This window comes from Streptomyces winkii (assembly GCF_032248595.1).
GTDB lineage: Bacteria > Actinomycetota > Actinomycetes > Streptomycetales > Streptomycetaceae > Streptomyces > Streptomyces winkii.
The window spans coordinates 71,544-84,953 of the sequence record NZ_JASTTH010000005.1 but is presented as its reverse complement, the minus strand read 5'-3'; the positions used below and the strand labels follow the sequence as shown (position 1 = coordinate 84,953).

The 13,410-nt window shown below is 71.5% G+C and carries 12 protein-coding genes; 4 read left to right on the top strand and 8 right to left on the bottom strand.

Translation table 11 applies throughout. The annotated features are described in order from the left end of the window. Positions 1-15 precede the first annotated feature (15 nt). Together QQM67_RS16140 and QQM67_RS16135 are read left to right on the top strand one after the other, a co-directional pair. Positions 16-1,917 (top strand): complex I subunit 5 family protein, encoded by a 1,902-nt coding sequence (locus QQM67_RS16140; RefSeq protein WP_314174579.1) that lies wholly within the window; start codon positions 16-18, stop codon positions 1,915-1,917. A gap of 210 nt (positions 1,918-2,127) precedes the next feature. Beyond that, a complete protein-coding gene (locus QQM67_RS16135; protein WP_314174578.1) occupies positions 2,128-3,000 on the top strand; it encodes a Bax inhibitor-1/YccA family protein in 873 nt (290 codons plus the stop codon). 117 nt (positions 3,001-3,117) lie between these two features. On the opposite strand, the gene QQM67_RS16130 is transcribed toward QQM67_RS16135, so the two are convergent. After that, on the bottom strand, positions 3,118-3,345 hold the full coding sequence (locus tag QQM67_RS16130; RefSeq protein WP_070013933.1) for a DUF4287 domain-containing protein: 228 nt from the start codon (positions 3,343-3,345) through the stop codon (positions 3,118-3,120). Positions 3,346-3,443: 98 nt separating this feature from the next. On the opposite strand from QQM67_RS16130, the gene QQM67_RS16125 reads away from it, so the two are divergent. Next, a complete protein-coding gene (locus QQM67_RS16125; protein ID WP_314174577.1) occupies positions 3,444-3,782 on the top strand; it encodes a hypothetical protein in 339 nt (112 codons plus the stop codon). On the opposite strand, the gene QQM67_RS16120 is transcribed toward QQM67_RS16125, so the two are convergent. From QQM67_RS16120 to QQM67_RS16110, 3 genes are all read right to left on the bottom strand, one after another. Then, entirely contained in the window at positions 3,766-4,656 is an 891-nt protein-coding gene (locus QQM67_RS16120) for a hypothetical protein (RefSeq protein ID WP_314174576.1), read from the bottom strand. The two genes, QQM67_RS16125 and QQM67_RS16120, sit on opposite strands and share 17 nt — an antisense overlap. Before the next feature lie 215 nt (positions 4,657-4,871). Continuing rightward, positions 4,872-6,092 (bottom strand): acetyl-CoA C-acetyltransferase, encoded by a 1,221-nt coding sequence (locus QQM67_RS16115; protein ID WP_314174575.1) that lies wholly within the window; start codon positions 6,090-6,092, stop codon positions 4,872-4,874. Positions 6,093-6,455: 363 nt separating this feature from the next. Further along, positions 6,456-7,484 (bottom strand): SGNH/GDSL hydrolase family protein, encoded by a 1,029-nt coding sequence (locus tag QQM67_RS16110; protein WP_314174574.1) that lies wholly within the window; start codon positions 7,482-7,484, stop codon positions 6,456-6,458. A gap of 422 nt (positions 7,485-7,906) precedes the next feature. Between QQM67_RS16110 and QQM67_RS16105 the strand changes: the two genes are divergently transcribed. Continuing rightward, complete coding sequence (locus QQM67_RS16105) at positions 7,907-9,307, top strand: cystathionine beta-synthase (protein WP_314174573.1); 1,401 nt, start codon at positions 7,907-7,909, stop codon at positions 9,305-9,307. 441 nt (positions 9,308-9,748) lie between these two features. On the opposite strand, the gene QQM67_RS16100 is transcribed toward QQM67_RS16105, so the two are convergent. From QQM67_RS16100 to QQM67_RS16085, 4 genes are read right to left on the bottom strand one after another with little or no spacing between them, the layout of a single operon-like run. Beyond that, on the bottom strand, positions 9,749-10,189 hold the full coding sequence (locus QQM67_RS16100) for a hypothetical protein (RefSeq protein WP_314174572.1): 441 nt from the start codon (positions 10,187-10,189) through the stop codon (positions 9,749-9,751). Between the two features lie 10 nt (positions 10,190-10,199). After that, positions 10,200-11,717, bottom strand: a complete 1,518-nt coding sequence (locus tag QQM67_RS16095) for a purine-cytosine permease family protein (RefSeq protein ID WP_314174571.1) — start codon at positions 11,715-11,717, stop codon at positions 10,200-10,202. A gap of 32 nt (positions 11,718-11,749) precedes the next feature. After that, complete coding sequence (locus tag QQM67_RS16090) at positions 11,750-12,709, bottom strand: ABC transporter substrate-binding protein (RefSeq protein WP_314174570.1); 960 nt, start codon at positions 12,707-12,709, stop codon at positions 11,750-11,752. 28 nt (positions 12,710-12,737) lie between these two features. Continuing rightward, complete coding sequence (locus QQM67_RS16085; RefSeq protein ID WP_314174569.1) at positions 12,738-13,409, bottom strand: ABC transporter permease; 672 nt, start codon at positions 13,407-13,409, stop codon at positions 12,738-12,740. Between the last annotated feature and the right edge of the window lies 1 nt (position 13,410).

Below are 13,410 nucleotides of genomic sequence, written 5' to 3'. Positions count from 1 at the left end.
CGGGACGGTGGCGCGGTGAATGTTGCGCGGCTGCTGCCGCTCGTCGTCGCGGTGCCGCTGGTGGGCGCCGCCGTGCTCGCGGTGGGCGGGCGGCGGGTGCCACGCGTCGTCTCGGACTCGGTGAGCGTCGTCTTCGCCGGGATCTCGGCCGCGCTCGCGGCGCTGGCGCTGCTGGGCGGTGCGCACGGCCACCCGTACGCCGTCGAGTGGCTCGGCGGCTGGCGGCCGGGGCCGGGCGGCCACGGCGTGGGGATCGTGCTGGTGGGCGATCCGGTGTCGCTCGGGCTGGCGCTGTTCACGTCGCTGCTCGTCGTCGCCGTACTCCTGTACTCCTGGCGCTACTTCGAGGAGCCGCCGCCGCGCAGCAGGGGCACCTTTCCGGCGCTGATCCTGCTCTTCCAGGCGGGGATGTGCGGCTTCAGCCTCACGGGAGACCTCTTCGACTCGTTCGTCTTCTTCGAGCTGATGGGCGTCGTCGCGTACGCGCTCACCGGGCTGCACGTCGAGGAACCCCGGCCCGTGCAGGGCGCGTTGGCCTTCGGCATCGTCAACTCCCTCGGCGGATACGCCATGTTGCTCGGGATCGCGCTGCTCTACGCGCGCACCGGCGAACTGGGCCTCGCACAGACCGGGCGGCAACTCGACGGGCAGCAGCCGGACGCCCTCGTCCTCGCCGCCTTCGTGCTGGTGGCGGCGGGGCTGCTGGTGAAGGCGGCCGCCGTGCCGTTCCACTTCTGGCTGCCGGACGCGCACGCCGTCGCGCCGACGCCCGTGTGCATGCTGCTCTCGGGCGTGATGGTGGAGCTGGGCGTGTTCGGCGTCGCCCGCCTCTACTGGACGGTGTTCGCGGGCCCCGGCGGCCTCCCGCCCCACGCGGTCACCCGGACCCTGATCACCTTGGGCGTGGTGACGGCGCTGCTCGGCGCGGCCATGAGCTGGCGGCAGCGGCATCTCAAACGGCTGCTGGCCTTCTCCACGGTGGCGCACACCGGCCTGTTCCTGATCGGCGTCGGCCTGCTCACCCCCGAGGGCACCGCGGGCACGGCGCTGTACGTACTGGCACACGGCGCCGTGAAGGCCGCACTGTTCGCGTGCACGGGCATCCTGCTCGACCGCTATGCGTCCGTCGACGAACGGGAGTTGTACGGGCGGGCGCGCGAACTGCCCTTCACCGGCGCCCTGTTCGTGTCGGGCGGGCTCGCGGTGTGCGGGCTGCCGCCGTTCGGCACGTCGCTGGGCAAGGCGGTCGCGGAGGAGGCCGCGGGCCACACGGGACACTGGCTGACCGCGGTGTTCGTGCTGGTGTCCGCGCTGACCGGCGGCGCGGTGCTGCGGGCGGGGCTGCGCGTCTTCGCGGGAGCGGGGCCGCGGCCGCACGACGGCGACGGCGCCCCGGCCGAAGCGGGCACCGGCCCGGCCCCGGGCACCGGTACGGCGGGGGACGACTCCGCACCCGGCGCCCGCACCCCCGGCGACGAGCAGCCGGAGACCGGCGGCCGGCTGCGCCGCATCCCCGGGCCGATGCTCGCGGTGCCCGCCGTACTGCTCGCCGCGGCCCTCGCGGCGGGCGTCGTCCCGGAGTTGACGACGGCGATGGGCGACGCCGCGCATCTCTTCGCGTCGCACGGCGTCTACGAGGCGGCGGTGCTGGACGGCGTCACTTCGCCGCGCGCGGCCGGACCCCCGGCGCACTGGACCCTCACAGGCGTGCTGCTGGGCCTGTTCTCTACCGCGCTGGGCGTGGGTGTCGCTCTGCTGGGCGTACGGCGGCGCCCGTACGAGGGGGCCACGGAGCGGCTGCTCGGGCCACTGCGCCGCCTCCAGTCGGGCCACATCGGCGACTACGTGGCCTGGGCCGTCGCCGGCCTCGCCCTGCTGGCGCTGCTCACCGCGCCGGGCACGCACACCCTGTACTGACTCCGCCCGGACCGGGGCGCGATGACCGTCGCCGCCGTCCGTCCGGGCCCGGAACACGGGTGTGGAGAGCGCCCCTGGCGGTACAAGAACGGAACCAAGACGGAACCAGGACCCGCTTTTCTTCGTTTTCGACTCTGGAGTAGCGTGCTGGTTTTGCTAACGCATTACTCTGAAGGCTAGTGCCGTGCCGTGCGGCCATGGAGGAGTGAGATGAGGAGCAGCAACCCGGTCTTCTCGCGACGGGGGTTCAGCCGCTCGGGCGGCTACGCCGGCTTCGACGCCGGCCAGCAGCCGCAGGCCGGGAACCCGTACGCGAACACCGCCTACGCGAACAACCCTTCCGCGAACAACCCTTACGCCCAGCAGCAGCCGCAGGCGGTGGGCCAGCCCTACGCGGCGCCGCCGGCCGCGCCGCCGCAGACCGGCCGGATGACGATGGACGACGTCGTCGCCCGCACCGGCATGACGATCGGCCTCGTCGTCGTCATGGCGGCCGTCGCCTGGATCACCGACCTGGCGCTTCCGATCGCGATCGGTGCCGGGCTCGTGGCGATGGTGCTGGCACTCGTCCAGTCCTTCAAGCGCAAGGCAGTTCCTGCGCTGATCCTGGCGTACGCCGCCCTGGAAGGTCTCTTCCTGGGCGCCATCAGCAACTTCGTCGACAGTTACATCGCGAACGGCGCTGCGATGCAGGCCGTGCTCGGCACCATGGCGGTCTTCACCGCGGTGCTGGTGATGTACAAGACGCGGATCATCCGCGTGAACCGGAGGTTCTACCGCTTCGCGATCGCGGCGGCCGTCGGGTTCATCCTGCTGATGATGGTGAACCTGCTGTTCGCGGTCATCGGCGGCGGTGACGGCCTCGGCTTCCGCAGCGGCACGATGGGCATCCTCTTCGGGATCGCCGGCATCGTGATCGGTGCGCTCTTCCTGGCGCTCGACTTCAAGCAGGTCGAGGACGGCATCTCCTATGGCGCTCCCCGCGAGGAGTCCTGGCTGGCCGCCTTCGGCCTGACCCTGACCCTGGTGTGGATCTACCTGGAGTTCCTGCGCCTGATCGCGATCCTGCAAGGCAACGACTAGCAGGACGGCTGACGACACGACGAAGGGCCCGGGAGGCGGTCGACGCCTCGCGGGCCCTTCGCGTGTACGAATCCGGAAATGCTCCGGGAGACATCCGAGAAGTCGTAGAGGGGCCGGCTACAGATGGCGCGCAGCGCGCCGCAGGTCGTACTCGTGGATGATCGCTTTCGCGTGGCCGTAGGCGAGGTTGTGCTCGCCTCGAAGCCAGCTCACCTTCTCCTCGAAGCGGAAGAGGGAAGGGCCTTCGTCGACAGTCCGCAGCCAGTCGGATACTTCACGGCCGGTGCATTGAGGGATGCGGGTGAGCATGTTCCGGTGGGTCTCTTCGGAGAAGATCTGGGACATCGGCGCCTCCGGACGCTGCCTTAAGGAGTCCTTCCCGCCAAGGTGCCTGAGTAACGAGACGATGGCAACAGTGTGTCGGGGGCGCATACGCTTGCGAGGTGCTCGATACAGCCTCTCTGATCACCGCGGTCCAGCCTGCGGCGGACCGTCTGCGCACGCTCCCGGAAAGCGCTCTGCGCAGGGGCGCAGCGGCTGAAGGGCTGGCGCTGGCCCGCGAGTTGGCGGTCCGCGCGCAGCGTCTGGAGTTTCCGGGGCACACCCCGCTGGAGCTTCCGGACGTCGGTGTTTTCGCCGTCGGCGATCAGGTGCTGGTCGCCGCGCACGATCTGGCGGAAATTCTCCGGGACGTTGACGCCGATCATGAACTCGCCGACGCCGTAGGGCTCGTACAGCTCGCCACGGCCCGTATCGCGGCGGGCGCTACCGGGAAGCGATGACGCGGTCCGCCAGCAGATAGGCGGTGCGGCCCTCCCCGTACGCGAAGGTGAGCGCGTACGCACCGGAGACGGTGGAGCCTCCCATCAGCACCGGCACGTCTCCAGCGCGCAGCGCCGCGCACAGCGCCTCGGCCGTCTCGCGGTGGCCCGGCGAGAGGCACACGGTCGTGCCGTCCTGGAAGAGGTAGACGTCGAGCGTGCCCAGCGGGCCCTGCCGCACGTCCGAGAGCGGGGTGCGGGCGTCGGCCAGCTCCGCCAGCCGCCCCACGGTCCGCTCATGACCGGCTGCGCTCCGCGAGGGCGGCGGTGCCGGTGCGGGCACGGCCGGTTCGCCGTGCAGCGTGAAGTCCGGCTCCGAGGGGTGGCGGCGGCGGGCCGACGCGATACCGGGGTGCTCCTGGCCGTCCTCGGGAAGCGGCTCGACGGGGTCCGCGGACTCCAGGTCGCGCTCCATCTGGCGCGGTACGAAGACGCCCTGCGGGGGCGTGTCCTCGTCGCGCAGCTCGCGCAGGCTCCTGAGGACCTCGTCGTCGACCCGCCCCCGGAGCAGGGCGTCGAGGAAGGGCGCGATCTCGTACTCCGTGCCGCGTCCGGCCAGCGCCGCACCGTCGTCGGAGCCGCCCGCACGCGACTCCCGCGCGGCCCACATGGCACGGGCCTCGGCCAGTTCGCGCTCACGCTCCTCCGCGATCGCCTCCGCGACGATGCTGCGGACCTCCTCGGCGGAGCGCGCTCCGGGAACGCGGGCGCCGTGTGTGCTCTGTGCGCACTCGTCGAGCCGCCGGCGCAGGTCGCGCGCCGAGTGCAGGGCGGCACCGCCGACCGCGGCGGCGGCCACGGCGGTCGCGAGCAACAGCAGAGATATGGCGCTCACTGGCGTACTCCTGGTTCCGTTCGTATCCCCGCGACGAGTGGGGCCTCCCCGGGCGAGGCCTCCGAGCCCCTTGTACCGAGCGTGGGGGAGAAGCCCGAAGAGAAGAGTCGACCGTAGTCCCAAACGGCGTGAATAGGACAGAGGTGTACTGCTGCCTCCGTCGCCTCTGCCGCCGTGAGCAGGAGAAACCCACGGCGGCAGGGGGATAAATCACATCAGCTCAGGCGCTCCAGCACCATGGCCATGCCCTGGCCGCCGCCCACGCACATGGTCTCCAGACCGAACTGCTTGTCGTGCCACGTCAGGGAGTTGAGCAGCGTGGTGGTGATGCGGGCGCCCGTCATGCCGAAGGGGTGCCCGACGGCGATCGCGCCGCCGTTGACGTTGAGCTTGTCGAGGTCGATGCCGAGGTCCCGGTAGGACGGGATGACCTGGGCCGCGAACGCCTCGTTGATCTCGACCAGATCGATGTCGCCGATCGTCATCCCCGCGCGGGCCAGCGCCTGCTTGCTGGCCTCGACCGGTCCGTACCCCATGATCTCGGGGGAGAGACCGGAGACTCCGGTGGAGACGACGCGCGCCAGCGGCGTCAGGCCCAGCTCGCGCGCCTTCGTGTCGGACATGACGACGAGCGCCGCCGCACCGTCGTTGAGCGGGCAGCAGTTGCCGGCGGTGACGAGTCCGTCGGGGCGGAAGACGGGCTTGAGCCCCTCGACGCCCTCCAGGGTCACGCCGGCGCGGGGCCCGTCGTCCTTGGAGACCGTGTCTCCCTCGGGCGTGGTCACGGGTGTGATCTCCCGCTCCCAGAAGCCGTCGGCGATGGCCTTCTCCGCGAGGTTCTGGGAGCGCACGCCGAACTCGTCCATGTCCCTGCGCGTGACGCCCTTGAGCCGGGCCAGGTTCTCCGCGGTCTGGCCCATCGCGATGTAGACGTCGGGCACCTGGCCGCTCTCCCGCGGGTCCTCCCATCCGGCACCGCCCTTCTCGGCGCGCTCGGCGGTACGGTCCTCGGCGTCGGCGAAGAGGGGGTTGTGCGTGCCGGGCATTCCGTCCGAACTCCCGTTGACCGAACGGGAGACGGTCTCCACGCCCGCCGAGATGAACACGTCGCCCTCGCCCGCCTTGATCGCGTGCATCGCCATGCGGGTCGTCTGGAGCGACGAGGAGCAGTAGCGGGTGATGGTGCAGCCCGGCAGGTGGTCCATGCCCAACTGCACGGCGACGACGCGGCCCAGGTTGTGCCCCTGCTCGCCGCCGGGCAGACCGCAGCCGAGCATCAGGTCGTCGATCTGCGCGGGGTCCAGCTGGGGCACCTTGTCGAGGGCCGCCTTGACGATGTGCGCGGTCAGGTCGTCCGGCCGCACGTCCTTGAGCGACCCCTTGAAGGCGCGTCCGATGGGCGAGCGGGCGGCAGAGACGATCACTGCTTCGGGCATCACGGCTCCAAGCGGGTCGGCGGGGTCACGGAGTTGGGGCTCCGTACGGGAGTTTCCTTGCGGAAGCTACCTGTACGTAGCGCCGGGGTCACGGGCCGGAGCGTGTGATGCGGGACTCTTTTCTAAGCGCTTGCTTGGCCCGTGTCTCCAGTATGCGCCCACGGGGGCGGTGGCGGGAGGGCCCGGGGGCGGCGGTGGCCGGTGGGGGTCGGTGGGGGCCGGAGCGGGCCGCTCCGGCGTACGCGACCGCGTAGCCGCCGGCCCCGCCTCAACTGCCCCAATCCGGCAGGGGGTTCGGGTCCGCGGTGGAGGTGTCCGGCGGAGGCCCTGGCCGGAACGTTCGGCCGGTCCGCCGGACACGGCTCAGAGCGCCTCGGAGCGTGCCGCTTCGATCTCTTCCGCCGGAGGCAGCCGGCGGCGCCGGCGGTGCTTGAGCAGGGCCCACGGGCCTCGCACTCCCGCGACCTCGGTGCCGCCCTCGGCGACCGCCTCGGCCGCGGCCCGGGCCACCGGCAGGATGCTCTCGCGCCGTGCCGCGTCGGGACGCTCGTCCTCCGTCGGCCAGAGCCCGAGCGATGCGCACAGCGTCGGCAGGATCGCCATCGCCGCGGTCGCGTAACCCTCCGCCGAGGGGTGGTAGTTGTCCGGCCCGAAGAGCTCGCGGGGGTGTGCCGCGAACTCGGGGCCGAGCAGGTCGCCGAGCGAGACCGTACGGGCGCCCTCCTCGACGACGGCGATGGTCTGCGCGGCGGCCAGCTGGCGGCTCAGGCGCCGTGCGACCCAGCGCAGCGGCTGGCCGACCGGCTCGATGGAGCCCAGGTCGGGGCAGGTTCCGACGACCACTTCGCATCCCGCGGTACGCAGCCGCGCCACCGCGTCGGAGAGAAGCCGCACGGCGCGGGAGGGCGGCATCCGGTGGGTGACGTCGTTGGCGCCGATCATGACGACGCAGACGTCGGGTGCGAGGTCGAGGTCGTGTTCGCTCAGCAGCAGCGTGACCTGGCGCTCCAGGTCGTCGGACTGGGCGCCGGGCAGGGCCACGTTGCGCAGTTCCACGGGGCGTTCGGCGACGGCCGCCAGCGCCGATGCGAGCAGCGCGCCCGGAGTCTGGCGGGGCAGCTGCACGCCCTGGCCGGCGGCGGTGGAGTCGCCCAGGAAGCCGAGCCGGACCGGGCGCCCGGGGTGCTGCCCTGCGAAGGCGGCGCCGTAGACGCCGTCGGCCTTGGGGGGTTCCTCGTCCGACCCGCCGATCTTGCGCTTGGCGAGCTGGGCCTCGGTGAACAGCAGTCCGACCGCGGCGCCTCCGAGCAGGCTGAGGCCACCGCTGCCGTACGCGGCCGCGGTCGCGATCCGCCGTGCCACTCTTGCGCTCGCCGCCTTCGACATCGGCATGTTTCCGGTCCGCCTCCTGCTGATGGTTCGTGAGTGCTGGCTGTTCCCGTTGTTCCGGTGGTGCTGGCCGTGCTCGGTGTGCCGGGTGTTCCGTCGGTGTGCGACGGGGGACGCGTGTGCCGCCGCGGCTTCGCGTCCACCGAGATCCTCCCCCAGGGGCCGCCGGTCTGGGTCCCCGGCGGAGCGTGGGGAGCCCCACGGTCGATGGTGCCGGGGTGCATGAAGAGGCACCCTGGTTGGGTAGTCGCTGTGAGCGCTCGGTGCGCGTCGTGTGACGCGCGGGCTGAGCGCCCTTAACACTGTGTTGCCCCGTGGGGACCGCTCTGCAACCTTCGCAACGGGCCTCCGGTGTGCGCGTGTTGCGCAATATCGTGACGGTAAGGGCATGCAACGACGCTGCCCACGGACGCGCGGAGACCACGTTGCAGTATCACGAGTCCATGATCGACCTTGTCGGCGACACCCCGCTGATCAAGCTGAACAGTGTCACGGAGGGTATCCGTGCCACGGTTCTCGCGAAGGTCGAGTACTTCAATCCCGGCGGTTCGGTGAAGGACCGGATCGCGCTGCGGATGATCGAGGCGGCGGAGGCGTCCGGCGAACTCCGTCCGGGCGGCACCATCGTCGAGCCCACCTCCGGCAACACCGGTGTGGGGCTGGCCATCGTCGCCCAGCAGAAGGGCTACCGCTGCCTGTTCGTCTGCCCGGACAAGGTCTCGACGGACAAGATCAACGTGCTCCGCGCGTACGGTGCGGAGGTCGTCGTCTGCCCGACGGCCGTCGACCCGGAGCACCCCGACTCGTACTACAACGTCTCGGACCGGCTGGTGCGCGAGACCCCGGACGCCTGGAAGCCCGACCAGTACAGCAACCCCAACAACCCGCGCTCGCACTACGAGACGACGGGTCCGGAGCTGTGGGAGCAGACGGAGGGCAGGATCACGCACTTCGTCGCGGGCATCGGCACCGGCGGCACGATCTCCGGAACGGGCCGCTATCTCAAGGAGATCAGCGAGGGCCGGGTGCGGATCGTCGGCGCGGACCCGGAAGGCTCCGTCTACAGCGGCGGTTCCGGCCGCCCCTATCTGGTGGAGGGCGTGGGCGAGGACTTCTGGCCCGAGGCGTACGACCGCGGCGTGGCCGACGAGATCGTGCCCGTCTCCGACAAGGACTCCTTCCAGATGACGCGCCGTCTGGCCAAGGAGGAAGGCCTGCTGGTGGGCGGCTCGTGCGGCATGGCCGTCGTGGGGGCGCTGGAGGTCGCCAAGCGGCTCGGCCCGGACGCCGAGGACGCAGTCGTGGTCGTGCTGCTGCCGGACGGCGGTCGCGGCTACCTCAGCAAGATCTTCAACGACGAGTGGATGAACGACTACGGCTTCCTGGAGGAGGGCGAGGCGACGGACGTACGCGTCGGGGACGTGCTGCGCCACAAGGAGGGCCCGATCCCCTCGCTCGTGCACATGCACCCCGAGGAGACCGTCGGGGAGGCGATCGAGGTGCTGCGCGAGTACGGCGTCTCGCAGATGCCCGTCGTCAAGCCCGGTGCCGGCCATCCGGACGTGATGGCCGCGGAGGTCGTCGGGTCCGTCGTCGAACGGGAGCTGCTGGACGCGCTGTTCGGGCAGCGCGCCTCGCTCGGCGACCGGCTGGAGAAGCACATGAGCGAACCGCTGCCGCACGTCGGGTCCGGCGAGTCGGTCGCCGACCTGATGCCGGTGCTCGAAGCGGCGGACGCCGCCGTGGTGTTGGCGGAGGGCAAGCCGGTCGGGGTGGTCAGCAGGCAGGATCTGCTGGCGTATCTGGCGAGCGGCATCAAGAAGTGACCTGCCAAAAGTGACCGGCCGGGCCCGTCGGGAGACAGAGCCCGGGATCGTCGTCCTCCCGGCCGTCGTCGCCGGGTGCCGTTCTACGGGCGTCATGTGGTCGAGGGGGGTCGAGGGGAGACGTGAGCGGGCCGTGACGCCTGGGAGTCCTGTTCGCCATGAGCCGGTGGGAGAGTGTCACCGCGCCGAAACGTGTGGTTGACACGCGTAGCCCACAGTGGTGTGTGTCGGCGTCGTGGAACTCCGGAGCGGCTCCCGGACCCGGACGCCCTGGACGCGACCGGTCCTGACCCGGCGCGTATCCCCCCGGGGGGCTGCCGTTCGTCCCGCCCCGGTCCTCGGACCGGGGTGCGGCGGCCCCCCGGCGGCGGGCCCGGCCGCGCAGCGCGCGGCATCAGCGCGCACACCCTCTCGCGCCCGGCCCGCACGCCTGCCCGCGGGCTACTCCCAGTCGTCGTCCTTGCGGTGCCTGTCCCGCTCCCGGTTGAAGGAGAACGGATTCCCCTTCGCCTGCACGGCGTTGACCCCGACGATGCCCGCCCAGCACACCAGCAGCCCCGGCAGACCCGTGTTGACCGCGGCGATGGCGGACAGCGGCACGGCGAGCACCAGCGAGGCGACCGCCAGCAGCCGCGCCCCCATGCCCTCCGGATACGACGGCGATCCGCCCCCCGACTGAGGCCGGGCGTTGCCTCGCGCCACGACCATCTGCTGCTCCGCCATCTGCCGGCGCATCCGCTTGTCCACGACCGTCTCCAGCCTCTGGTCGAACTTCTCCAGGAAGGAGGCGATGAGCTCCTCCTCGTACTCCTGGCCGAGTTCTCTGCGGGTCTGAAGCGTCGCGTTGAGTTCTCGCGTCAGCTCCGGGTCGCGGGCGTCCATGGGCGGAACGCTATGTGCGCGGGCCGCCCGTGGCAGTGGTGCTAGCACCCGTATCCGTCTGCGGCTGTGCCCCACCTGCCGCCTCGGGGCCGCCCGCCTGCGCCGCCGGACCGAGGATCGTACGGTCCGGGACGTGCGCGGTGTCGTTCCGCGCGAGCAGCCAGTACGCGGCCGCCGGCACGGCCAGCCCGACGATCCAGGAGACGTCGGCGCCGCCCAGCGCCCCGACCAGCGGCCCGGTGTAGAAGTGCGTGGCCAGGAAGGGGAATTGGGCGAGCAGGCCGATGACGTACACGGTCAGCGCGCGCCACCGCCAGGCGCCGTAGCGGCCCGCGGGATCGCTGAACGCGGGCAGGTCGTAGCGCTCCTTCGCGATGAGGTAGTAGTCGACGAGGTTGATCGCGGACCAGGGCGTGAAGGCGGTCAGCAGGAAGAGCAGGAAGTCCTTGAACGAGGTGAGGAAGCTGTCCTTGCCGAGCAGGGCGATCACCGTGCCCGCCACCATGATCCCGCCGATGTACGCGGCACGGGAGCGCTGTGAGAGCACGGCCTGGCCGCGGAATCCGCTGACGCTGGTGACCAGCGACATGAAACCGCCGTAGGTGTTCAGCACGTTGATCGTCAGCTTGCCGAGCGCGATGACGAAGTAGAGCGCGGACGCGATGATTCCGGTGCCGCCGAGCCCGACGACGAACGTAACCTCGTGCCCGCTGAACGCCCCGCCCGCGGCGGCCGCCGCCAGCGCCCCGAACGTCATCGACCACTGCGAGCCCAGCCCGGTGCCCGCGAGCGTCCACCAGAAGGTGGCGCGGCCGGACGTCGAACGCGGGAGATAGCGCGAGTAGTCGGCGACGTACGGGCCGTAGGCCAGCTGCCACGACGCGGCCAGCGCCACCGCCAGGAGGAAGACCGGCAGTTCGAAGGCGCGGTCGGCGAGCAGCGCGCCCGGATCGGCGCGTTGCAGCAGCCGGAAGCCGAGATAGACGAAGGCGAGCGCGCAGATCAGCGAGGCGAGCCGGCCGAGGGTGTGGATGAGCCGGTAGCCGACGGCGGCGGCGACACCGGTGACGAGCGCGAAGACGACGATGCCGGGTGTCTCCCCGAGCCCGGTCAGCTCGCCGACGGCCTGCCCCGCCAGGACGCTGCCGCTCGCGAAGAAGCCCACGTACATCACGATGACCAGCGCCAGCGGGACGATCGCTCCCCGCACCCCGAACTGCGCCCGCGAAGAGATCATTTGGGGCAGGCCGAGCCGTGGGCCCTGCGCGGAGTGGAGTGCCATCACGGCGCCGCCCAGCACATTGCCGAGGGCGAGCCCGATCACCGCCCAGAACGCGCCCGCCCCGAAGACGACGGCGAGCGCACCCGTGATGACAGCGGTGATCTGGAGGTTGGCGCCCAGCCACAGCGTGAACTGGCTGAAGGCGCTGCCGTGCCGCTCGCCGTCCGGTACGACGTCGATCGAGCGGCGCTCGACGAGGGAGACCGCGCGGGATTCCGCGCGGGGTTCAGCGGGGGATGCGGCCATCGTGCTCGTCCTGCCCTTCGGTCCGGTTCCGGTCACTTGCCGCCGAGGTGGTGCGCGCTCGCCCACTCCGCGGCGACGTCGTCCGGGTCCTTGCGGTCCACGTCGACCAGCCTGTTGAGCTTGCTCAGTTCGCCGGTCGTCAGTACGCCGCCGAGGCGGGCCAGCGCCTTGCGCACCGGTGCGTCGGCCACGGCGCTGCGCACGACCGGGACGATGTGCTGGGCCGGGACCATGTGCTCGGGGTCGCTCAGCACCACCCAGTCGTTCCTGGCGATGTCGGCGTCCGTGCTGAAGAGGTTGGCGACGTCGACGTCGCCCTTCTTGAGGGCGCCCTTGACCAGAGGTCCGGAGGCGTCGAGCGCCTTGAACTCCTTGAAGGTGACGCCGTATCGCTTACGGAAGCCGACGAGCCCCACGACCCTGGTCTTGTCCTCGGCCGGGCCTCCGAAGACCAGCTCGCCGTCGGCCTTCCGCAGGTCCGCGTAGCTCTTGAGGCCGTGCTTGCGGGCGGTGGCGCGCGTGACGACGAAGACGTCCTTGTCCTCGGCCGCGGCGTACGGCAGCGCCTCCAGCGACTCCGGGAGCCTGGCCGCGAGGGCGTTCTGGAGCTCGCCCGCCCCGCTCTCCTCGGCCTTCTTGTCGAAGTGCAGCAGCAGATTGCCCTGGTACTCCGGCAGCAGGTCGATGTCCCCGCCCTCCAGCGCCGGGACGACGACCTCGCGGGAGCCGAGGCTCGGCTTGACCGTGGCCTTCACGCCGGCGCCGCGCAGGGCCTCGGCGTAGAGGTACCCGAGTATCTGGTTCTCGGTGAAGTTGGCCGTGCCGACGACGAGTCCGCCTCCGCTGTCGGCGGCCCCGGAGCCGTCCGTGCGTTCGCCCTTGAGCGAGGTGATGCCGCTGGAGCAGGCCGCGACGGCGGGGGCGGCGGCCACGGCGAGGAGTCCTGACAGTACGGCCCGGCGGTGCGGGCGCGGGCGTTGAGTGCTGGGCATGGCGTCTCCGTAGAGGTGGAACGGGAAGTCAGCGTGCGTCGGCGGGCCGGTTGCGGAAGAGCGAGCGCTGTACGCCGGCCATCGCCAGGTCGAGCAGCACCGCGACGACGGCGACCAGGACGGCGCCGCCGAGCACCTGGACGAGGTCGCGCTGGGCGAGCCCGTCGAAGATGTAGCGGCCCAGCCCGCCGAAGCTGACGTACGCGGCGATGGTCGCCGTGGAGACGACCTGGATCATCGCCAGCCGGAGCCCGGTCATCACCAGCGGCAGCGCGAGGGGGAGTTCGACCTTGAACAGCACCTGCGGGCCCGTCATGCCCACGCCCCGGGCGGCGTCCGTGACGTCCGGGTCGACGGCGGTCATGCCCGCGTACGTGTTGGTGACGATGACCGGGACGGCGAGGGCGACCAGCGCGACGTAGACGGGCCACATGCTCAGCCCGCCCGCGAGGAAGACCAGCGTGACGAGGCCGACGGTCGGCAGCGCCCTTCCGAAGCCCGCCAGGTTGATGGCGAGGAACGCGAAGCGCCGCGTGTGCCCGATGACCAGGCCGAGCGGGAGCGCGAGCGCGGCCCCGGCGAGAGTGGCCAGCAGGGAGTACTGGAGGTGTTCGAGCAGCCGCACGGCGATGCCTCCGGTGCCCTCCCACTGGGCCGGGCTCGTCAGCCACCGCGCGAGGTCGGCGAGGAGCTGGATCATG